The sequence below is a fragment of the Flavihumibacter rivuli genome, assembly GCF_018595685.2.
Classification (GTDB): Bacteria; Bacteroidota; Bacteroidia; order Chitinophagales; family Chitinophagaceae; genus Flavihumibacter; species Flavihumibacter rivuli.
This window is the reverse complement of the sequence record NZ_CP092334.1, coordinates 487,910-510,931: the sequence shown is the minus strand read 5'-3', so window position 1 is coordinate 510,931 and position 23,022 is coordinate 487,910. Positions and strand designations below refer to the sequence as shown.

The window sequence follows — 23,022 nt, the reverse complement described above, 5'->3', positions numbered from 1 at the left end:
TTTATTAGAACAAGCGCAAAACTATCCGGGCTACATGATGGTAATGTTAGAGCTTCTTTAACAATATATGAACTGTTAAAGAAGCCAATGTTAAGACTATCGGGTTACCTGATCCAGCCTGCCCTGTATTGTAAAGCCTCCATGGCAACTGCAACATATACCAGGGGGGCGTTCCAGTTGATGGCAATCTCATTACTGGCGTAGGAACAAACCTCATCGAGGTAAGCAAGCTCTGCACCTTCATGGGGATATTTACAACCATCCTGTTTGTATTTATTGGGACCACCCACCAGGAGGCCTGGAACAGGCAAAGGATTATTATCGGCAACAGATGGCCGGTGGTGGGCATTGACCGGCGGTCGGCTACCCATTCCCGTTATAAAGCAATAACCAGTGGCATTCCTGCCTGTAAGGTAATCCAGGTTGGATAAGGCGGCGTCAAGGTATTTCGGGTTTCCGCTGTACAGGTAGGCATTCACCAAAACCAGCCCCTGGTTGGCTGCTACAGAATTGGAGCCCCAAACAAAATCTTCAGCAGACTGTCCCATGATGGTACCAAAGGCTTTATTACCCCCATTGGCGATCAGGAGGTCAGCTAGTTTCAGCAGTTCGTCGGAAAAGGGTTTCGCATCAACCAATTGTCTGGCACCCTGGGTCCTGGCATTTCTCAAAAGTGAAAAATAACCCATAGGGGCAACATCATACCAGCAGGGAACAAGGATAGGGGCACGTCTCCATTTCATCAGCACATCCAGGTATGCTTGATTACCGGTAGTGATCAGCAATTCACTGGAAGCCCAGAACCACTCCCCGGAAAAATTAGTATCGCCATACCTGCCGGTTACGACCTCCGGCTTAAAAGACTTATTGTTCTTTTCCTGGTCATACTCAACAGCCGGATGCTGTTCAGCCCATTGCCAGGCATATAGGGCCGCTTTCAGGCAACTGTCGGAAAGACCGGGCAATGCATGGTCAAACTTTTTCAGCACGCGTGATGCCTGTGCCATCACTGCCACAAAATCAAGGGTAGCACCTGTACCCTTCTGTACAAGGTAACGGGTTTCCTTAGCCTTATCCGGCATGATCATGCCATCGAACTTCGGATTGGTACATTTATGGTATACCCCACCATCATTGGGGTCCTGCATGGTAAACAACCACCGCAGGTTATAGATCACCTCATCCAGGATATCAGGAACTTTATTGCCGGATTCAGGGATATTCCATTGGAGTGAATCGAAGTAAGCGGGGAAATCCTCATAGGCAGATAGTAGCGTGCCCATGGTTATGCCAGAATTCACTACATACTTATTATAATCACCGGCATCGTACCAGCCACCCCTGGAAGCCACAATGGTCCCTTCCGGCCGCTGAGCGGATGCTGCGGAAGCATGAATCAATACCTTGTCATCGGGATGCCCCAGGGGCCTCGCCCATTTCCCTGCATGTTCAGGAAGCAAGGGGATATCGGAGCGCTGGTAATAATACCCTTTCATGGAAACCTTCACCAGGTCATTAGCGATACCGCTACCAATCCTGAATGCGGGGGAACTGGCACCTCCTTTCAGTACCACCCTGAATTGCCCGGATTGCGTCAAGCCACTGAAATCAGCTTTTCGGGTAACCATCGAAGAATAGGCAGACTGAATAGCCGGGCCAAGCTTACCGCTAAATACGGTATCGCCATTCCCATTATTCACCACCCAGAAAATTTCACTTCCTGACCGCTCTTTTACAATGGCGATCTTGGGGGCATAAGAATAGAAACCCAATTGGTTCAGTAAAACCTGGCCGCCATTATCCTGTCCGCCACAGGAAATGGTTGCGAACAATAAAAGTATCGAATAGGCAGCAAGAAGAATTCGGCTCATGTTCTATGTTAATAGGTTAACACCAATCCGTTTCTAAAAGTAAACAAATAGCGGCAGCATTTCCAACCCTTTGCGTGGATAGGGACCCATCTTCCCGCCAGCACTTCGAGGCTAATTGAAAATGTTGTATCTTATTTAACGAATTACAAAGGTGCTCCCCTGGAGATCACCTATCCTTCTGAACGATCTCAGGTCCCCTATTCCGTTAAACAAGTGTTCCTGGCCCAGGTAACAAGGTGGGCTAGAAAAATCCTGCATTACCCTGGAAAATCATTCGCCGCAAAAAATGACCAATATGGGAAGAATAGCTACCATCCTTAAATCCACAGTACTGCCTGGCCTGATGGCATTCCTTGTCGTTGGCATGAAGAAGGAAGCAGCAGCTCCAGACTTCTTGCTGTTGAATGGGAAGGTCTTTACCAGTGACCCCTCCAATTGGTATACAGAAGCCGTGGCCATAAGCAAGGATAGGATAACGGCAATTGGAAACAATGCTGCGATCAAGGCAATGGCAGGACCCGCAACCAAAATAATTGACCTTGGAGGCAGGACTGTTATCCCGGGCATCAATGATGCCCATGACCATATTGGCTTTGGCACCCCAAGGGCGAGGCATATCCAATTCAGGGCCGATATGATGCATGGCCCATCACTTCAAACCGTCCTTGATTCCCTTTCCCTGATCACCAGGGATCTACCCAAAGGAACATTGATTACCGGATCGCTTGGAGTGGATTTATTGGAAGATCCTAAGGCAAGAAGGGAAGCATTTGATCAAGTATCCCCAGACCACCCGCTTATCCTACAGGCACCATGGGGCCACGGCACCTTACTCAACAGCCAGGCCATGCAATGGATGGGCATTAGCGAGAGCAGCGCGGACCCAATGGGAGGGCATTATGAAAGGGATCCGGCAACAGGTAAGCTAACAGGAGCATTGATCGAATACGCAGAATTCTTCACCTCCAAATTCCTATACTCCCAATTATCAGAGGCGGAACAAATCGCAGGCGCGAAGGAATATGGTGCAACAGCCCTTCAATTGGGCATTACTTCGGTACAGAATATGGCAACCTCCCTAAACCTCGACCAAATGTACCGGTTACTGGAGCAAGCCAGGCTACCGCAGCGCATACGTATCATAAGGTTCCCGGAAACTTCCCCAAAAGCAAGGGAAATTTACCCATGGACCACCAATTATCCATCTAGCTCATTTCTCTATGTTTCAGGCATGAAATGGATCCTGGATGGCACCCCTGTAGAAAGAGGCTCTTATATGCTGGAAGCCTACAAGGACAAACCGGGATGGAAAGGGGCCTTGAATTTCCATCCTGATACGATCAGTACCATTATTGCAGAAGGCTGGCGAAGCAAGGAGCAACTTATGCTACATATCACGGGAGACGCCTTGCCGGAATTGGTGATGGATAAAATGGAAAGTATGGGAAGCGAAGCAGACTGGCTAAAAAAACGACTAAGGTTTGAACATGCCGATGGCTTTCCGGGGAAGGCTGTAACGAGGGCCAGATCAATGGGGATTGTCCCTGTGGTCAACCCCTCCCATTTCATGTTGGCGGACATCATACAACAAAGGATAGGACCGGAAAGGGCTGCATCCTACCAGCCGTTCAGGTCACTCCTTGCAGCCGGCATCCCAGTGGCCATAGGTTCTGATGGCCCCAACAATCCTTACCTCAATATCATGTTTGCCACCATCCATGCCAACAACCCTGGCGAAGCTGTAACCCGGGAACAGGCAGTGATCGCTTATACCTATGGCTCAGCCTATGCAGAATTCATGGAAAACGAAAAGGGAATGATCAGGAAGGGTTATCTCGCCGACCTGGCCGTGCTCAGCCAGGACATCTTTACCATACCCACCCAGGCCCTGCCCAGAACAACAGCAGTAATGACCATCATCGATGGAAAAATTGTCCATGACCAGATCACCGCAAAAAACAATGAACCCTAATTATTAAGCACTAGTTCATTGTACTGTTGACTCACTAACTACCCAACTTTAATCAGCCCTTTGTAAGATCAATTCAGTGGATTCTGTAATGGTCCCTGATAATTCTTTCCTCCTGGGTTTCATCCCAAACAACACCCTTGTCAGGATAAACGGCCTGATCAGCCACCTGTATACTAAAGCCAATCCAATAAAAGTAGCGAGGATCAATAGGATCATTTTGACAAGGATAGGCAGATTCCATTGGGTAACATAGTAACCAAAGGCTACGATCAGGGTCTGGTGCAGGATGTAGAAGGGATAGACTGCTTCATTGGCGTAAACCAGGAAGGGATTGGAAAAATTCAGGTACTGCTTGGCGAACCCCAGGGCCGCAAGGATAATGCACCAGATGTGCAGGGAATTGGCCAGGCCGTAAAGGAAAAGTTCAGATCCATCTTCTTTGGGAATAGTCATATTCCACCAATACCGGGCAAACAGGAAAATGGAACATACCAGGGCGGTACCCAGGAACCACTTCCGGTATTTCTGGCAGGCATCCCAAAATGGCTGGCTGCCGGCAAGAAAATAGCCATAGAACAAGAGGGTAAGCGAGGACAGGAACAGGAACCAATCATCCAACAGGCTTTGCTGCTCGGGATAACGAATGAAAAGGGTAAGGTAATAATACAGCAATGGCAGCACCGGGATCATCATGAGCAATGGATGATGTGCAGCATTGGCGATCCTTGTCTTCAAGCGTTCCAGTGCTTTGATCCTGAAGATCCCAAACACCGGTAGCAAGAGCATACAAAACACAAACAGGTAAACTACGAACCACATATGGCTCCAGGTGAGGCTCCCTTCCGGATAGGGGACCATCTCCCAAACGGTAGGGTAGAAATCTGCATAGGATCCCGATATCCTCCCTTTTTGGGTATACTCAAAATATACCTGGAGGGGAATGGTGAAGAACATGGCAAAAAAGAGCGGGATGAACAACCTGACAATCCGTTCACCGGCAAAAGCAAAGACTGACCTTCGCTTCAGGGAAAAATGGATCCCCACCCCTGAAATGAAGAACAGCAGGGGCAAACGCCACTGGTGTAGCCACCAGACCAAACGGCTCAGACCGACGGAAGTTTCGCTGTTCTTGATCTCCCAGCCGAATGTCACGAATGGCATGGCACAATGGAAAAAGATTAGGATAAAGAAGGCAAGCACCCTTACCCAGTCGATATAGTGCTTTCTTTCATTTGTCATAGTAGTTAAGGTTGAAGTGGATGATACCTAATCATACGAACCAGGTTAAAGGAATGTTACAGTTCCAACAAAAAAGGCACCCTTGAGGTGCCCTTATGCATTTGATTTTGCCTGTTATTCCTTAATGATCTTTAACCTGAACTTACCTTCCGTGATCTTCCTCCTGGTGGCTTTCGGATCTGAATCGAGGTAATGATCACCCGAAAAGGTCCCTTCCAGTGTTTTACCATCATTGGAAGTAATGGTCAGCACCAATGGGTCCTGGATCGTCACGCCATAGAACTCGGCATCCGCGTTAACAGAAGACCCCGCACTATATTCTTCCGTCATCTCCTTCGCCATATAGGTACTCAGCACTTCCCAGTCTGTATTGGTACTGTTGAATGTACCTGTTGACCCTAAAGGCTTCTCACTTGGCTGGTTCGACAAGTATAGCCCCATGGTAGGCGAGTCGTCATTACGGTTCTCAAAGCCTCCCATTCCCCACAATTCAATATTCTCAACCTTCACATAGGAGGCATAGGCCCCAACATTGAAGCTTTTCTCCACCCCATCTATTTTACAGGTCAGGAAATAGGAAGGTTCGTCATTGTCCTTGGAACAGGATGAAAAAAGAAACAAGGCAAGCAGGGAACAGATAAAGATATTTCTCATAGAAAAGAATGTTTGACGGGAAAAATAGAAAAGAATTTCAATTTTTCACACCCTTATACTATAATTCATCCCTTCAGGAACTGGCCAGGTTAAACACCAGTTTTCCAAAGTGACGTCCTTCCTCCAACAGTGCTATAGCAGCCTCATACTCCTCCAATCTATACTCCGCCTCGATCGCCGGTTGTAACTGATGCCTTTCATAAAAAGCCAGCATATCGGCAAACTCCTGGTCGTTCCCCATCAGGGTGCCCATAATGGTCAACTGCTTGTTGAATAAGACCGAAGGCTTAATCCTGACCTCATTACCGGCTGTGCGACCAAAGTTCACGATCCTTGCCCCGGGGTTAGCGAGTTCGGTAAGCGCCTCAAAACCACTGCCACCTGCACTATCTATGATCACATCAAATCCCGTAACAACAGCCCTTGCTTTATCTACCCAGTCCGGGTCACGGTAATTGAAACCTGCCCTGGCCCCCATGCTGACCGCCCTACTGAGCTTATCATCAGAAGATGAGCTGACATATACTTCAGCACCGGAAGCGACGGCCATTTGCAACAGGAAGATCGCCACGCCACCTCCTATGCCCGTGACCAATACTTTCTCCCCTTTAGCCAATCTTGCTTTGGTGAACAGTGCGCGGTAAGCAGTAAGCGATGCCAACGGAATGGCAGCAGCTTCTTTCAGCTCAAGGTGTTGGGGAATCGGGTACACGTAATTTTGGGGAATAACCATATACTCCGCAAAGGTGCCATTGGTAGGCACACCAAGTATTTCATATTTTTCAGAGGGAATGGCAGCATTCCCGCCCCAATACAAGCTGGGATTAACCAGGACCTCCTTACCGATCCACCCCGCATCCACTCCGGCACCAACGCCAGCCACCACCCCACTTCCATCCGAACCGGGAATAATATCCTTCTCCAGGATCTTTTCCTTCCACAGGAAAAGGTCGCGGTGGTTGATGGCTGCATAATGCAGCCTGATCAACACCTCGCCGGCAGCGGGTTGCGGGGTTTCTATTACTGCGATCCGCAAGGGCTCATCCTTGGATCGAAACAACAATGCTTTCATACCAATTTTACCTTTTACGATGAATAATCACAAAGATCCCAGGGGAAGGTATACACAAGGCTTCCTATCGAATCTCCTGGACTGTACAGTAAAATTCGGAAGGGCATGGTTAAGGAATCCTTATTAGTGGCCAATTGGGCAAAATGACTGATGAACTGTCCGTAAGCAGGAACAAACTCTGGCATTACTGGTCAAACTGTATTGGCTTCAATTTTATATACGATCAGATCAGGGGCGCCATCCTTATAGTTACTGCGGAACCAGGTTTTGAATTCCCGGTAACTTTCTATGACATCCCGGTAATAAGGGAAATAGTAAACCAGGTATACTTCCCTCCCACCTTTAGAGAGATAGTGAAGGATATTATGAACGACCTGCCGCAAGGTCCTTTCCCCAAAAGGGTTGAACAGGTAGATGAGGTTGGTCCCTTCAGGGATGGCGAAATCACCGGCATCGTGGCAATGGATGGAAAACCTGGTCCTGCTGCCATGCGCCTGCATGATCCGGCAATTCATTTCAGCAAATTCCAGTGACTCTTCATCAAGGTCTACGCCTGTAACCTGGTTAAATCCCAGCTTCATCCCAACGGACAATACCCTTCCCGACCCGCAACCCAGGTCGAGTAAATTGATGGCCACGGGCGCCAGGGGGACATGCCTGAAACCTTTAAAAATATAATAGAAGGAAGAAGCATCATTCTGCCAACTGTCCTTGCCGGCAGACCTGTCAATGGTAGCAGCAAGATTTTGGGGGGTATTAGCATGACGGATACCCCAGCGCCTGTAAAACCATGCATTACTGATATCATAGTATTTTTCGCAGAAGATCCTATACCAGCCTTTATGCCGCAATTCCTGGTTCCAGCGTTGCTGTTTTTCCTTGATAAGAAGAATTGTTTTGCTCAGGTACACTTCCATACAGCAAAAGGATAAGGTTAACAAAAAATACCTAGTCAACTAAACCTTAATCCAGTGCTTTCATAATGGGGAAGAACTAATGACGGATGGATCAATAAAATGAAGAAGGATTTTTATTGCTCCCTAATACAGTAAGCTACGATTTTTATTTTAATATTCCTGAAGATAAGGTTAAAGAAGGCAAGGACCCTTACCCAGCTGACAATGTACTTTCTTTCAATTGCTATAGTAGTTAAGGTTGTAGTGGATGATACCTAATCATACCAACCAGGTTAAAGGAAAGTTACAGCTCCAATAAAAAAGGCACCCTTGAGGTGCCCTTATGCAATTGATTGTCCATTTTATTCCTTAATGATCCTTAACCTGAAATTCCCTTCCATGATCCTCCTTCTGGTAACATTCAGATCTGAATCGAGGTAATGATCCCCAGAAAAGGTTCCTTCCAGGATCTTGCCATCGTTGGCGGTTATGGTCAGTACCAATAGGTCCTGAATGGTCACACCCTGGACTTCTGCAATCGCGTTAACAGCAGACCCTGGATGAAATTCTTCCTTCATCTCCCTGGCCATATAGGTAGTCAGCAATTCCCAGTCTGTATTGGTACTGTTGAATGTCCCGGTTGACCCTAAAGGCTTCTCACTTGGCTGGTTTGACAAGAATAGCCCCATGGTGGGCGAGTCATCATTACAGTTCTCAAAGCCTCCCATACCCAAGAATTCAATATTCTCAACCTTCAAATAGGAGGCATAAGCCCCAACATTGAAGTTTTCCTCCACCCATCCATTTTTACAGGTCATGAAATAAGAAGGCTCATCATTGACCTTGGTACAGGTTGAAAAAAGAACAAGGAAAGCAGGGAACAGGTAAAGATATTTCTCATAGAAAACGATGTTTGGTCTTCAAAAAAGAAGAAAATTAAATCCGCTCACTTTTTTCCCTATCATCATTATTCTGAGAACCAACCAACTTAAACACTAGTTTACCTGATACCTGCTTCCTGTAATTTCAACCATTTAAGATCATTCCGGATAGACCTTCAGCCTGAACTTTCCGTCAGTAATCCTGATGAAATCCCCTAAGGGACCGGAATAGTAGTAATAATCCCCAGAAAAAGTTCCCTCGATGATATTGCCATCATTGCTGGTAATGGTTAATACAAATTGATTCTCGATTTCTACCCCCCATTCGTTAGCACTATTACTAACCATGGTACCGGCGCCATAGCTTGCTCCGGAAACCAGATCTAAATACTGGGTATTGATCTCGAAATCCTTTGTGGTACTGGTAAAAACCCCTGATTTTCCGATCGGCTTTGCGGCAGGGCCATTGGAAAGAATGATCCCAAAAGAAGAGGGATGGCTTCCTTTAGTGTCAGCGCCTCTGATATTTATTAACTCACTAACGTCGATTATACTATGGATTGCCGAGCATTCAGTGTTGAAGGATTTCTCAACACCATCTATTTTACAAGTGATGAAATAGGATGGCTCGTCTTTGCCTTTTGAACAGGAGGCCAGGAAAATCAATGCACACAGCAAGGGAAATAGGATACGTTTCATTTGATAGGTTTTGTTTGCGCCCAAAATAGTTTCCGATTTTCTATTTTGCAACACTTCAATCATCCAAAACCCTATCTTTTCATAATTACCCAACTTACAAAACAGGCCTATTAAACAACTTCTAAAAATTATACCATTCTAAATTCAGTATTGACCTTATGCTGTATCGCTAAAGCTCAACCCGCTCCATCCTCGGCGCACACAAATGCATCAATACCCAGCCCACGAGGTAACTGGTGCCACAAATCAGGAAAATAATATTGTAGCCGGCAGAAATATTACCAATGGCCTTGTATTGGTCGAGGATCCAGCCGATGAACAAGGGAAATAGAATGCCCCCTACGGAACCTGCCATGCTGCCGATCCCTACCACAGAACTTACCGCCTTCCTGGGGAACATATCAGATGCAGTGGTAAAGATATTGGCGCTCCAGGCCTGGTGGGCTGCAGCAGCAAGGCTGATCAATGCCACAGCCTGCCAGACATTGGTAGCATAACGTGCACTGATGATGGGCAATACACAAATGGCAAAGGCCAGCATTGATGTTTTCCTTGCCTTGAAAACAGGCCAACCCTTCCTGATCAACCAGGAGGACAGATAACCTCCCATAACACTCCCGATGGTCGTTGCCGTATAAACAATCACCAAAGGAAGGCTAGGCTTCTTCAGATCCAATTGGAACACCGAGGAAAAATAAGAAGGCAACCAGAAGAGGAAGAAATACCAGATCGGGTCGGCAAAGAATTTCCCGAAGATGAATGCCCAGGTTTGTTTCTTCATAAAAAGGGATGACCACTTTACCTTCTCCCCGCTTTCCTCCTGTTCCTCGCCATCACTCTCGATATGCGCCAACTCTACTTTGGATACAGACGAATGTTTTTGGGGAAGGTCAAACCATCGCCACCAAAAGATGAGCCATATGAATCCGATCGCTCCCGTTACGAGGAAGGCCTCCTGCCATCCAAAAGCGCCCAATAAGGCCGGCACCATGATCGGCGCTACCACAGCCCCAACATTGGATCCAGAGTTAAAGATCCCGGTTGCCAGGGCCCTTTCTTTCTTGGGAAACCATTCCGCCACAGTTTTAATGGCCGCCGGGAAATTCCCTGCTTCGGCAACACCCAGGGCAGCCCTTGCCATCCCAAAACCAAATGTTGATTTAGCCAGGGCATGCGCCATGGCAGCAATGCTCCAGAACAACACCGAAAGGGCATAGCCAAGGCGGGTACCGATCTTGTCTATCCAACGACCAAAACCCAATAAACCAATGGCATAGGCTGCGGAAAAGGCCATCACGATATTGCTGTAATCCGTTTCCGACCAACCGAATTCTTTTTCCAGCGTAGGTTTTAACAAACCGATCACCTGGCGGTCGAGATAGTTGCCAGTGGTCGCAAAGAACAAGAGGGCTACCACCACCCAGCGGGTATTTCCTTTTGGTGCAGGCATACAGTTCTGATTAGGCTTTTGCTGAACGTGCTATTCTTAAGGCTATTTGAGTATCTGTTTCCAGTTGGGAAAGGTTCTTATTGGTCAGGATCTCCTTACTGATGAGTCGCGAGCCCATGCCCACGGCAACTGCGCCGGCACGGAACCACCCCCGCATATTCTCTTCTTCCAGTTCCACCCCTCCTGTAGGCATGAAGCTGGTTCCCGGGAACAAGTCTTTTATTGCAGCAATGAAGCCTGGTCCCAACACATTACCCGGGAACATTTTCACCAATGAAGCGCCTGCCTTTACAGCTGACTGTATCTCTGTTGGGGTCATACAGCCGGGCACCCACAACAATCCATTGTGCCGCGCCAGCTCTCCCACTTCCGGATCCACCACCGGGCTCACCAGGAAGTCCGCACCGGCATCCATGAAGGCCCTCGCCTCCCCTGCAGTCTTTACGGTTCCTGCGCCCAGGAAAATACCCGGCGCTTCAACCAGTAAGGTCGACTTCAGGAGCCTGAAATTTTCCAAAGCATGGTCCCCACGGTTAGTGTACTCGACCACCCGCACCCCGGCATTGTACAGCGCCTTGATCACCGATAAGGAGAGCTCAGGTGAATCATGGTAAAACAAGGGCAATACCAGTTGTTCTTTTATTGCATCAAGGATCTTTCCGGAACTACTCATGCTTTTATTTGTTTTTTGATATCCTGGATGGTATCTGTTGTTATATCCCCCATCACCTGCAGCTTCCTGAAAGCTGCGGCTGTTGCATATTCCAGGGTATCCCTGGTAGAAAGGCCGGAAAATTTCCCATAGATCAACCCCGCCATGAAACAATCCCCCGAACCCACCTTATCGGCCACACTGCCTGCAGCATATTCCCGCGAAACCAAACTTCCTTCGCCCCTGGAGAACAGCGTTGCAGAATAGGCAATACCCGGTCCATCCTCAAACCGGAAGGTATTGGCGACCCACTGGCAGGAGGGATAACGTTCAAGTATATGCGTAGCACTGATCTCCGCATGGCGATAATAATAACCTGATGAGATCATCTCTTCCTGGAGCGGTACACCGAGCATGGTATGGGCACTCCAGATATTCCCCATCAGCACCGTGCAATAACTGGCCAGTTCAGGCATTACCTCAACCGGCTCCTTTCCATACTTCCACAACCTTGGCCGGTAATTCAGGTCGAGTGACACCGGGATATCCAGCGCCCTGGCCACTTTCACCGCCTCAAGGCAAACTGCGGCCGCATTAGGCGTGAGGGAGGCACTGATGGCGGAGAAATGAAACCATTTCTTATCCTTCAGCAACTTCACCCAATTGATACTGCCAGGTTCGAGTTGTGAAAAGGAAGAACCAGATCGGTCATAGATCACACCAGTATGCTTCAGGTCCTTTCCAAATGGCAAGAAATAGGCACCTATCCTTTCGCCACTATAAACAATGGGACTGGCATCAATTTTCTGCCGCTGCAACTGGCTTAACAGGTGGTTGGATAAATAATTTTGCGGCAGGGCCGTACAATAGGATACCGGCACTCCCCATTGGGCCAGCGCTGCTGCTACATTGTATTCAGCACCACCAATGTAAACAGGCATAGCGCCCTGTCGCAACCAGTTGCCTTCATTGTCCGGTGCATACCGAAGCAAGAGTTCCCCAAAACACAATACTTGATCCATCAGCCTACCTTGAAAAAGTTTTTCGCATTATCATAACACAATTGCCGCACCAATGCGCCGATCCATTCACGGTCATTGGGCAAGAGGCCCGCTTCCATTTCCTGTCCCAACAGGTTGCACAAGACCCTCCTGAAATAATCGTGGCGGGAATAGGAAAGGAAACTCCGGCTATCCGTCGTCATCCCGATGAAGTTACTCAACACCCCCAGGTTCGACAAGGCATTCAATTGTTTTTCTATTCCATCCTTCTGGTCGAGGTACCACCATGCCGATCCAAACTGGACCTTACCGGCTATGGAACCATCATTAAAAGTGCCGGCCATGGCAGCGAAGACCTCGTTCCAACCCGGATTAAGGTTATAGATGATGGTAGGCGCCAGCCGGTCCTGCCGGTCCAGAGCATCAAGGAAAGCCGCCAATCGCTCTGCCTGCGGATAATCACCGATCGTATCGCCCCCACTGTCTGCCCCTAATCTTTCCCTCAGCCTTGAACTCACATTCCTTAAAGCACCCAGGTGGAATTGCTGCGCCCATCCCTTAGCATGGTACATACTGCAGAGGTGCAATAAAACCAATCCCGCAAATCCTTCCGGATCGGGGTGCATAAATGTCCTATCCTCCAATACTTTCCTTAACCCTTCTTCTACTATTTGCTCATCAACCGGAAGCAGTGGCATGGCAGACAGTCCATGGTCAGCTATCCTGCATCCATTGGCATGGAAATATTCCACCCGCTGCCAGAGGGCCTGTAACAGGCTGCTGAAATCATTGATCACCACACCACTCGCCAGTTCCAATCTTTCTATGTATCGCAGGAACCCTTCCTTGTTACGGATATCCAATACCGGGTCCGGGCGAAAGGATGGCCGCAATTCAAAAGACAAGCCATCTGCTATTGCCTCCCTATGAAAACGAAGGTCATCACAAGGATCATCGGTTGTCCCAACCAACTCAACATTATTCATTGCTATAAGTGAGCGGCAACTGTAATCCGGGTCCTGAAGCATTGCATTGCAGGCCTCATAAATTGTTCCGGCCGTTGATTCATTGAGGTAGTCATCAATACCAAAGGGCCATTTCAACTCCATTTGTGTCCAATGGAACAGGGGATTACGCAATGTATGTGGAACCACCCTGGCCCAGGCCATGAATTTATCCTGGTCGCTGGCATTCCCTGTGATCAGTTCTTCCGGTATCCCAACAGCCCGCATCGCCCTCCATTTGTAATGGTCACCCTTTAACCATAGTTCCGTCATGTTAGCGAAACGGTAGTCCTTGGCAATGGCCTCTGGTGACAAGTGGCAATGGTAATCGATAATGGGCAGGTTGGCAGCATGGTCGAAATAGAGTTGCCTTGCCTGCTTATTAGATAAGAGGAAGTTTTCGTTGATGAATGCCTTTTGTCTTTTCTTCTTTTTCATTCCCGCTAATTAAAAGTTTTCAACCTCAAAGATTGCCGTTCATGGCCCTTTGCAGACCCAGTTCAAGGCCCCGTAATTCCGCCAGCCCCCTTAACCTGCCTATCGCAGCATAACCGGGATTAGTGGTCTTTCGGAGATCATCCAGCATTTGGTGACCGTGGTCCGGACGCATGGCTATGCCGCATTTCCTGCGACGCATGGTTTCAATGATCACTTTCATCACCGCAGCCATATCCACATCACCATCGAGGTGGTTGTCTTCATAAAAATCCCCCCATTGGTTGCGCCGCGTACTCCTCAAATGAATAAAATTGATCCGGTCACCGAATTGCCTGAACATGGCTGGCAGGTCATTATCTGCGCGGACACCAAAGGAGCCGGTGCAAAAACAAAGCCCATTGTGAAGGTCAGGAATGGCATTGACCAGTGCTTCAATATCTGCTGCGGTGCTCACCACACGGGGCAATCCCAATATGGGATAGGGCGGGTCATCGGGATGGATCACCAGGTTCACCCCAACCTCAGCGGCCACCGGGACCACCTGTTGTAAAAAATGGATAAGGTTAGCCCTGAGTTGATGGGCATCAATATGCTGATAAGCGGCAAGCGCTTCACGAAACTGGTCCAGCGTGAAAGACTCTTCGCTACCCGGTAAGCCCGCGATGATATTCCTTTGCAGCAGCAGCTTCTCTGCTTCTGACATCTTGTCGAAACGCTCCCTTGCCCGGCTGATCTCCTCTTCATCATATTCCTGCATAGCGCCTTCCCTTTGCAGCATGAAAAGGTCAAAGGCCATGAAAGCAGCCTTCTCAAAACGCAGGGCCTTACTGCCATCCTCCACTGTGAAAGACAGGTCTGTCCTGGTCCAATCCAGCACCGGCATGAAATTGTAGGTAACTGTCCTGATATCGCAGGACGCCAGGTTGCGCAGTGTCTGCTGGTAGTTGACGATATAGGATCGGTAATTCCCGGATGCCGTCTTGATCTGTTCATGAACGGGCACACTCTCCACCACCGACCACCTCATTCCTGCCGCTTCTATCTCCCGCTTTCTTTCCATGATGGCATCTATCGGCCATACCTCACCGTTAGGAATATGATGCAGGGCCGTAACCACCCCCGTGCAACCTGCCTGCCGGATATCACTAAGGCTGACCGGGTCATTGGGTCCGAACCAACGCATGGTTTGTTCCATGCGGTATTCAATATGCTGATAAGAAACTGGTGTACTCATAATACTGTTTTAAACGCCACTGAATATGGAAAAGCCTCCATCCACCACTACCTGCGACCCTGTCACGAATCGGGATGCGTCACTCAGCAGCCACACCAATGCGCCCGTAAGCTCCTCCGGACGACCGAACCTGTTGAAAGGGGTGTTATTGATCACCGCCTGTCCCCTTGCCGTGTAGGTACCATCAGGGTTGGTCAGCAGGGCCCTGTTTTGCTCTGTCAGGAAAAAGCCCGGTGTCAATGCATTCATCCTGATCCTGTCGCCATAGCGCTTCGCCAGCTCCACTGCAAACCATTGGTTATAGCAGTCCACCGCAGCCTTGCCCATATTGTAACCCAATACTTTTGTAACTGCCCTTTTGGAGTTCATGCTGGAGATGTTCACAATGCTTGCCGTTTCATTGGCAGCAAGGGCATCCCCAAAAACCTGTGTAGGCAGGATGGTTCCCCATAGGTTCAGGTCCATCACTTTTCTCAACCCGTCCAGGTTCATCCTGAACAGGTCTGCTTCCGGCTGTACCACGCCTTCAGGCATATTACCCCCGGCTGCATTCACCAGGCCATCGATCTTTCCAAAGCGATCCAGCATTTGTTGCTTCGCCTGCCGCAGGTGCCCTTCATCCATTACATCCGCTACCAGCGCAATGGCCTTGCCGCCTTCGGCATTGATGGCTGCAGCCCTTTCCTCGGCAATCCCCTCATTCCTTCCCAGCACCCCAACTGCCGCACCTGCTGCTGCAATGGCTTTCACAAATGACTCGCCAAGGATACCCGTCCCACCGGTTACGACCACCACTTTCCCCTCCAGGGAAAACATCTTACTAACATCCATGCATACTCGATTTTATTCTTTTACAAAGCCCTGACCTTGATACTGCGGAAATCCACCGCATCACCATGGTCCTGCAACAGGATCCTGCCTTTTTCCGCCATCCCGAAATCCTTCCAGCCGGCATATTTACTGCGTGCCACCAGGGCATAGAAGATCGGGGTGCCGCGTTGGTATTCCACTACCTTGCAACCATTCAGGTAATGTTCTATCCTATTGTCAGGATACACCCTGATCATTCCCTTGTTCCATTCCCCGATGGGTTTGCGGGACATCCAGGGTTTCAGGGAAGGGATCAGGTCATAGAGGGAAGCCATGGTACGATTGCCGACGGCTCCCAGTTTGGCATCAGGATGCTGGTCGTCATCCAGTACCTGGTATTCCAGTCCTATGGCAGAACCGGCATTGTTCTCTTTTTCCGTAACAAAATATTTTACCCCGCTATTGGCCCCTGGCGTCAGGCGGAAATCAAACTGCAGTTCAAAAGCCCCGAATAATTCTTCGGTCACGATATCCCCGCCATTCACGGATTCGCCACCACCAGATTTCATCACCCTCAACATACCGTCCTCTATCTTCCAGCCTTTTTCAGGGAACTGGGTTTTATAAGCGCCCCTCCAGCCCTTGGTGGTTTGGCCATCCCATAATAACCTCACGCCATTGGCCTTCTCTTGTTCTGATAACTGGTTGGGTAGTAAGTTGACAACGAAAATCGTTGAGGACGGCCTGGGCTTAAGGTTAGCGGTTTGGATCCGGATATTGCGCCACTTGATCTGCCGGCCGGCTTCTTCAGGCTTGCCGATGGAATGTACCTGCAGGGCAATAAAGCCCCTGGTCGGCAGGCTATCGATGAGGTAAGCAGCAGCGATGCCGTTAACATAGGTGCGAACCGTATTACCGATACATTCAATGCGATAGTGGTTCCACTCCCCGTTATGAAAGGCTTTCTTTGCCCCTTCATTATAATCAAGGGTGTACAACCATCCCCTTCTGCCTTCATCATATATACCACCACTCCAGGCACGCCTGGATGGATCGATCTCCATCTGGTAGCCATGCACCTTTCCATTCTGGTAATCAGGGCGGCTCTCACTCCTGAACTGGATGCCGGAATTCATATTGGAATCCACCTTGAACTCCAGCTCAAGGATGAAGTCCTGGTAATCCTTTTCAGTCGCCAGGAAGGAATTGGGTTCATTCAGAACGGTGGTGCCCACTATTGCCCCATCCTTCACCTCGTACTTAGCCTTACCATTCAATTGTTTCCATCCTTTGAGGTCCTTCCCATTGAAAAGACTCACCCATTGTCCCTTTTGGGAACTGCCCTGTGCCTGCAGTTGCCAGCTGGCCAGGAATACCATCCCCATCAATACTAGTTTCTTCATGTTGCTACATTATGTTGATCAGAGTTTCATTTCCCAACCGGGCGCATACTCACGCGTCCAGTATTGCATGGCCTCCTTGTCATTCAGGATATGCCCATTCGAAGGGTCACATTGCAAGGCCCTTCCGGTCCGCCAGGATATATTTCCTAATTGTGCAAGCAAAGTTGACCGGTGGCCTTCAGTAATGGGCGAAGTGAGTTTAGCCTTGCCCCGGATGGCATCCACAAAATTCAGCAGGTGCATGCTGTCCAAACGCTCGCCCATGCCCATGGTATTGGTCGCATCCGCTTTTTGCAGATTGGTCTTTACCTCCCTGACCAGTTTGTTATCCATGCCGAAAATTTTGTAATCATCACCACCCGGGATGACCATGGTGCCTTTCTCCCCATAGAAGACCACTCCCCTGCCACTGCCTTCTACCTCATGTGGATTGCAGCTCCTGGATTCCCACAGCATGGCGGTCTTATTGGGGAACTCAAGGGTGATGGTTTGCGTATCGGGTGTTTCCCAATCATCATTGAAGGCATAGCGTCCCCCGGCCGATACCACCCGGATTGGAAAGTCAACGCCCAACCCCCAGCGCATCACATCGATCTCATGGGTGCCATTATTGAGGGCTTCACCAGTGCCCCAATGCCAGAACCAATGCCAGTTATAATGAACGAGGTTATCCTTGAAAGGCCTGCGCGGAGCAGGTCCCTGCCATAAGTCAAAATCAAGGTGGGAAGGAACCGGTGCCGCTTTCCCAAAGCCAATGGACTTTCGGCTATTGGCATACCAACCTTTGGCAAAATATACCCGACCGATCAAGCCTTCCTGCAATTCCTTCATTGCCTGCTGTACATTGGGGAAAGAACGTCGCTGGTTACCCATCTGGATCAGCTTCCCATAACGCTGTTGTGCAGCTATCAACAGCTCACCTTCGGCGGGATTATGCGAACAGGGCTTCTCTACGTACACATGTTTGCCAGCCTGCACCGCCATCAAGGCTGCCGGTGCATGCCAATGGTCGGGAGTAGCGATCACAATGGCATCGAGGTCCTTTTCAGCCAGCAGCTTGCGCACATCATTATACCCTTTGGGTTTCTTCCCGGAAACCTTCTCGATCTCAGCGATGGTTTTGGCCAGCACATTGGCATCCACGTCGCAGACATAGCCAATCTCCACATTCGGGAGTAGGGCCAGCATTTTGGCCAGGTAAAAACCACGGCTATTGGTACCAACAGCACCAATCACCACCTTTTCATTGGGGGAACCTGCAAAACTTGCGAGGGTGGGGCCTACCAGGAGGCCGGTGCCTGCCAGGGCAGACTGGAGAAGGAATTTTCTTCGGTCAAGCATACGTCAATTTTTATGGGTGAGAAAGAAAACCGTATGCCCCTTTTGGCAGTCCTATCCTGCCGAACGCCTGATCCTTAACACAGAAGGCAATACCTGTTTCTTTTCTATTTCGAATATTTTCTTTTTCCCGATCACTTTGAACAACAGCTCTGCTGCACGTTCGCCCATTTCAACAGCCGGTTGAACAATGGCACTCATCGAAGGTTCCAGGAAGGCCGCAGCCGGCATATTGGTAAACCCAACCAGTTTAATGTCTTCCGGTATCCTCAGTTTCAGGGCCCCGCAAACCTCATATACCAGCAAGGCTACTTTTTCTGAAACAGCAAACAATCCATCCGGCTGTTGGTGCTTCAACAGATCCGTCAATAAGCGGATGTTCTTTTCATGGTCTTTCTCAAATTCCTGGATAATGGGCTCCTGCTCACTCGCTACACTCCTGAGTGCTTTCAGGTAGCCGTTCTTCCTTGAGCCCGTAATGAACAACTGTGGAGCCATCCCCAGGAAGGCGATCTTCCTGCAACCCTTAGCCAGCAATAATTTTGTGGCTTCAAATGCGGATTCCTCATTATTCGTCACCACCCCCGGCACATCAATATGCTCACAGATCCGGTCAACAAACACGACCGGCATCCCCGCTTCCACCAATTGCTCTATATGGGCATATCCCCCTGAACTATTGGCAACCGAGATCAGGATACCGTCAGCCCTCCCATTCCTTACTATCTGCAGGATCTCCTTTTCCCTTTGCTGGTCTTCATGGGTAAGGTAAACCAGCACATGGAAGCCTTTCTGGTGGGCCACAGACTCGATCCCACTGATCACCTGCGTAAAGAAGTTATTGTCAAGCCCGGGCAATACCACCGCGATGGTCTTACTGCCCTTCCGCTTCAATCCACTAGCATAGGCATTGGGTTGGTAACCCAGGCTTTCGGCCACTGCCTTCACCTTAGCCCTTGTGGCTTCGCCAATACCATATCTATCGTTCAGCGCCCTGGAAACAGTGGCAATGGACAATCCTAATTGCTTCGCAATGGTCTTGATGGTAACCGGTTCCATAAATTTCGATCAACAACCCAAGTTATTCAAAAAGAACTACGTAAACGTTTACGTAATAAATATCCCAGGCAATCAGGCATTGGCCATAGCCCGGTCGAGATGGACATAGCCCCCATCCACATGGATCAGCTGTCCGGTGGTATGGCTGGAAAGTGGAGATAATAGGAATACGGTCATGTTGGCGATCTCTTCCGCCGTAGTAAAACGGTGTTCAAAGGGAATCTTGGAAGTGATCTCCTTCAGTTTCCCTTCAGGATCAGGCAGGGTCTTGATCCAGTTCTCATACAATGGCGTAAAGCATTCTGCCACCACCACCGCATTCACCCGGATGGAATACTTGGCCAGCTCAACGGCCCATTCCCTGGTCAGGGCATTCCGGCCACCATTGGAAGCCGCATAGGCAGAGGTATTGCCCTGACCAGTATCGGCTGTCTTGGAAGTAATATTAACAATACTGCCTTTTGTCTTTTTCAGTTCAGGAAGGGCATGATGGGCCATCAGGTAATAGTGTACCAGGTTCTTGTGCAGGCTCTCCATGAAACGCACATAATCTCCATGCTCCAGCCCTACCCCATCATTCACCCCTGCATTATTGACCAGCCCATCGATCTGGCCAAACTGTGCGATCACCTGCTGGACTGCCTTAGCACATTCTTCCGGCTTCGACAATTCGGCCACCACCTGCCAGGCTTTACCCCCATTGGCGACTATTGTCTCCATGGCCCTAAGATTATCCGCTTCATTGCGGCCCAGGATCACCGGCACGGCTCCTTCCCTGGCCAACACTTCTACTATTCCCCAGCCAATGCCCTTAGCACCACCTGTTACGATGATTACCTTATCCTGTAATTGCAGATTCATACCATTAATACTTTTGATCAATTAATAACGTTAACCTATAACCGATAAAACCTTTTCGCATTCCCATAGAAGACTTTATGCTGATCATCCTCTGAAAACCCTGAAAAATAGGCTTTCACCGTAGACAGCCACTGGTCATAATTGGCAGCTACCAGGCATACCGGCCAATCACTCCCGAACATCAGCCGGTCTATGCCAAATAATTCCACTACAGCATCCAGGTAGGGATGCAGGTCATCACTGGTCCACCGGGACCAATCAGCCTCCGTGACCATTCCGCTCACTTTACAATACACATTAGGGAAAGCCGAAAGTCGCTCCATATCCTTCTTCCACAACTCAAGCATATTATCCTTGATATAAGGCTTGGCCAGGTGATCGATCACGAAAGGCTGGTCTGGATTCGTGATCACCATATCCAAAACAGCCGGCAAGTGCCGGGGAAAAACCAATATGTCGTAGGTAAAGCCAAAATCCTTCAAGGCTGAAATACCATTGAGGAAGGCATTATCCAGCATGAACGCCGGCGCTTCTGCCTGTAGGATATGACGGAAGCCTTTCAGCTTGGGGAACTGGGTAAAATAAGCGAGGCGGTCCCTGATATCTTTTCCCTTAAGGTCCACCCAACCCACTACCCCAAGGATGAAATCATGCTTTGCCGCATGATCCAGCATCCACAAGGTTTCTGCTTCCGACTGGTCCACCTGAACATTCACACATCCCGATACTCCATTACGGGAAAGCAAGGACTGCAGGTCCTTTGGTAGGAAATCCCTGCGGATCACTGACATCTCATCTGAGATCCATTCATGCCTGGACGGATCATACTCCCAGAAATGCTGATGTGTATCGATCACCTGCATAACTTATGAATTGAGGTCAAATATCTTTTTCATCAACACCCACTTTTCCCCCTTCTTTGCTGAAGGCAATGACTGCTGGTATTGCCACATCAACTCCTCCCATTCCTGCACCCTGGCATTACCCGCATCCATGGCAGCTTTCCTTTCGAAAGAGAAATCATCACTGGTCTCCATGATCATGAACAAGCGGTTTTCAATACGGTAGATCTCCATACTCGTAATTCCCGCATCCCGGATGCTTTGTTCGATCTCCGGCCAGATCTTCACATGATACTGTTCATACTCCGCAATGAGCTGCTCATCATTCTTCAGGTCAACTGACAAACAATACCTTTTCATGATTTCCTGTTTAATGCGCTACAGAAACTTTTACTGCGGCTTTCTTTAACTGGGTAAGGCCAAACCAGAAGACCACAAGGAAGCAAACTACCGGCACCAGGTAAGAAAGCTGGATATTACCGCTATTGGCATCACTCACCTGTCCCATCAAGATGGGGAAGAAGGCCCCGCCTACAATTGACATCACGATGAAGGAGGACGCGATCTTACTTTCTTCGCCCAGTCCATCAATACCCAGGGCAAAGATGGTGGGGAACATGATGGACATAAAGAATGGGGTAGCTATCAAGGCATAGACTGCAAGGTTACCGGATGCAAATATGGCTATGGCCAATAAGGCAACATTGGTCAGGGCAAAGGCGCACAATAACACGGCAGGTTTGAAATATTTCATCAGGAAGGTACCTACAAAACGTCCCGCCATAAAACCCACCATGGCAATAGATCCCCAAAGGAATGCGGCCTGCTTCTCGGGGATATCCTGCACATAGCGTGCATAACGGATAAAGAAGCTGCCAATACCCACCTGTGCCCCTATATAGAAGAATTGCGCCAGTAAAGCCCAACGAAAATGCCGGTGCCTGAATACCCTGAGGGAGAAACTGGACTCACCTCCTTCCTCTGGCGCTTCCTTGATCTCGGGAAGTTTAACCAATGCAAACAGGATCAAAATCAGGGCGACCACACCACCGATCACCATATAGGGCATCTTGATGGCATTGGCTTCAAAACTCAGGTAGGCATCCAGGTCGGCAGCACTCATCCTGCTTAACTCTTGCGGTGAATGTTCAATACCCGAAAGGATGAATTGTCCGCCTATCAATGGCGGGATCACTGAGCCTACTCCGTTGAATGACTGGGCAAGGTTCAATCGCTTCGCTGCCCCTTCCGGATCTCCCAACTTGGTGATATAGGGATTGGCAATGGTCTCCAGGAAGGTTGCACCACCTGCCATGATGAACAGGGCCACCAGGAAAAAATTATAACTGCGCGCTGATGCTGCCGGTACAAAAAGAAAGGCCCCGATACAATACAATAGCAAACCCACCAGGATGCCATTCTTATAGCCATACTTGTGCATGAACCATCCTGCCGGCAAGGCCACCAGGAAATAACTCAGGTAAACGGAAGAGTCGATGAACGCACTTTCCGTATCTGTAAGGGTACAAGCCTTCTTCAGGTGAGGGATCAGGATGGGGTTGATATTATGCAGGAAAGCCCACAGGAAGAAGAGACTGGTAACCATGATGAAGGCAACCAGGTAAGACTGCTTGTTTTTCATATGA

The 23,022-nt window shown here is 49.0% G+C and carries 21 protein-coding genes; 1 reads left to right on the top strand and 20 read right to left on the bottom strand.

Translation table 11 applies throughout. The features are described from left to right. Window positions 1-104: 104 nt before the first annotated feature. The gene (locus KJS94_RS02215) at window positions 105-1,871 is read right to left on the bottom strand and encodes a glycoside hydrolase family 9 protein (RefSeq protein WP_214447122.1); all 1,767 of its coding nucleotides are present in this window, start codon (window positions 1,869-1,871) and stop codon (window positions 105-107) included. Between the two features lie 295 nt (window positions 1,872-2,166). Here KJS94_RS02215 and KJS94_RS02210 point away from each other — a divergent pair, with 295 nt between their 5' ends. Beyond that, entirely contained in the window at window positions 2,167-3,843 is a 1,677-nt protein-coding gene (locus KJS94_RS02210; protein ID WP_214447121.1) for an amidohydrolase, read from the top strand. Window positions 3,844-3,891: 48 nt separating this feature from the next. On the opposite strand, the gene KJS94_RS02205 is transcribed toward KJS94_RS02210, so the two are convergent. From KJS94_RS02205 to fucP, 19 genes are all read right to left on the bottom strand, one after another. Continuing rightward, entirely contained in the window at window positions 3,892-5,082 is a 1,191-nt protein-coding gene (locus KJS94_RS02205) for an acyltransferase family protein (protein ID WP_214447120.1), read from the bottom strand. Window positions 5,083-5,196: 114 nt separating this feature from the next. Continuing rightward, the gene (locus tag KJS94_RS02200) at window positions 5,197-5,736 is read right to left on the bottom strand and encodes a hypothetical protein (protein ID WP_214447119.1); all 540 of its coding nucleotides are present in this window, start codon (window positions 5,734-5,736) and stop codon (window positions 5,197-5,199) included. Window positions 5,737-5,809: 73 nt separating this feature from the next. Then, window positions 5,810-6,808, bottom strand: coding sequence for a zinc-binding dehydrogenase (locus tag KJS94_RS02195; protein WP_214447118.1), 999 nt, complete (start codon window positions 6,806-6,808; stop codon window positions 5,810-5,812). Between the two features lie 191 nt (window positions 6,809-6,999). Then, a complete protein-coding gene (locus tag KJS94_RS02190; protein ID WP_214447117.1) occupies window positions 7,000-7,725 on the bottom strand; it encodes a class I SAM-dependent methyltransferase in 726 nt (241 codons plus the stop codon). A 341-nt stretch (window positions 7,726-8,066) separates the two neighbouring features. Then, a complete protein-coding gene (locus KJS94_RS02185) occupies window positions 8,067-8,522 on the bottom strand; it encodes a hypothetical protein (RefSeq protein WP_214447116.1) in 456 nt (151 codons plus the stop codon). Window positions 8,523-8,744: 222 nt separating this feature from the next. Then, window positions 8,745-9,284, bottom strand: coding sequence for a hypothetical protein (locus KJS94_RS02180; protein WP_214447115.1), 540 nt, complete (start codon window positions 9,282-9,284; stop codon window positions 8,745-8,747). Between the two features lie 169 nt (window positions 9,285-9,453). Next, on the bottom strand, window positions 9,454-10,734 hold the full coding sequence (locus KJS94_RS02175; protein WP_214447114.1) for an MFS transporter: 1,281 nt from the start codon (window positions 10,732-10,734) through the stop codon (window positions 9,454-9,456). Window positions 10,735-10,744: 10 nt separating this feature from the next. Next, the gene (locus KJS94_RS02170) at window positions 10,745-11,407 is read right to left on the bottom strand and encodes a bifunctional 4-hydroxy-2-oxoglutarate aldolase/2-dehydro-3-deoxy-phosphogluconate aldolase (RefSeq protein WP_214447113.1); all 663 of its coding nucleotides are present in this window, start codon (window positions 11,405-11,407) and stop codon (window positions 10,745-10,747) included. Further along, window positions 11,404-12,408, bottom strand: a complete 1,005-nt coding sequence (locus KJS94_RS02165; protein ID WP_214447112.1) for a sugar kinase — start codon at window positions 12,406-12,408, stop codon at window positions 11,404-11,406. The genes KJS94_RS02170 and KJS94_RS02165 overlap by 4 nt, the downstream gene beginning before the upstream one ends. Further along, window positions 12,408-13,829 carry a glucuronate isomerase gene (gene uxaC / locus KJS94_RS02160; RefSeq protein ID WP_214447111.1) on the bottom strand — a complete coding sequence of 474 codons (1,422 nt, stop codon included), beginning with the start codon at window positions 13,827-13,829 and terminating at the stop codon, window positions 12,408-12,410. Before uxaC ends, KJS94_RS02165 begins: the two co-directional genes overlap by 1 nt. Window positions 13,830-13,854: 25 nt before the next feature. Beyond that, window positions 13,855-15,063, bottom strand: a complete 1,209-nt coding sequence (gene uxuA / locus KJS94_RS02155; RefSeq protein WP_239804256.1) for a mannonate dehydratase — start codon at window positions 15,061-15,063, stop codon at window positions 13,855-13,857. A gap of 9 nt (window positions 15,064-15,072) precedes the next feature. Beyond that, on the bottom strand, window positions 15,073-15,894 hold the full coding sequence (locus KJS94_RS02150) for an SDR family oxidoreductase (RefSeq protein WP_239804255.1): 822 nt from the start codon (window positions 15,892-15,894) through the stop codon (window positions 15,073-15,075). 20 nt (window positions 15,895-15,914) lie between these two features. After that, complete coding sequence (locus tag KJS94_RS02145) at window positions 15,915-17,276, bottom strand: 3-keto-disaccharide hydrolase (protein ID WP_214447110.1); 1,362 nt, start codon at window positions 17,274-17,276, stop codon at window positions 15,915-15,917. An 18-nt stretch (window positions 17,277-17,294) separates the two neighbouring features. Further along, window positions 17,295-18,617 carry a Gfo/Idh/MocA family protein gene (locus KJS94_RS02140; protein ID WP_214447109.1) on the bottom strand — a complete coding sequence of 441 codons (1,323 nt, stop codon included), beginning with the start codon at window positions 18,615-18,617 and terminating at the stop codon, window positions 17,295-17,297. 51 nt (window positions 18,618-18,668) lie between these two features. Further along, entirely contained in the window at window positions 18,669-19,673 is a 1,005-nt protein-coding gene (locus tag KJS94_RS02135) for a LacI family DNA-binding transcriptional regulator (RefSeq protein ID WP_214447108.1), read from the bottom strand. Between the two features lie 72 nt (window positions 19,674-19,745). After that, complete coding sequence (locus KJS94_RS02130; protein WP_214447107.1) at window positions 19,746-20,534, bottom strand: SDR family oxidoreductase; 789 nt, start codon at window positions 20,532-20,534, stop codon at window positions 19,746-19,748. Window positions 20,535-20,569: 35 nt separating this feature from the next. Further along, window positions 20,570-21,397, bottom strand: a complete 828-nt coding sequence (locus KJS94_RS02125; protein WP_214447106.1) for an amidohydrolase family protein — start codon at window positions 21,395-21,397, stop codon at window positions 20,570-20,572. A 3-nt stretch (window positions 21,398-21,400) separates the two neighbouring features. Then, the gene (locus KJS94_RS02120; protein ID WP_214447105.1) at window positions 21,401-21,736 is read right to left on the bottom strand and encodes an L-rhamnose mutarotase; all 336 of its coding nucleotides are present in this window, start codon (window positions 21,734-21,736) and stop codon (window positions 21,401-21,403) included. 10 nt (window positions 21,737-21,746) lie between these two features. Next, window positions 21,747-23,018 (bottom strand): L-fucose:H+ symporter permease, encoded by a 1,272-nt coding sequence (gene fucP / locus KJS94_RS02115; protein WP_214447104.1) that lies wholly within the window; start codon window positions 23,016-23,018, stop codon window positions 21,747-21,749. Between the last annotated feature and the right edge of the window lie 4 nt (window positions 23,019-23,022).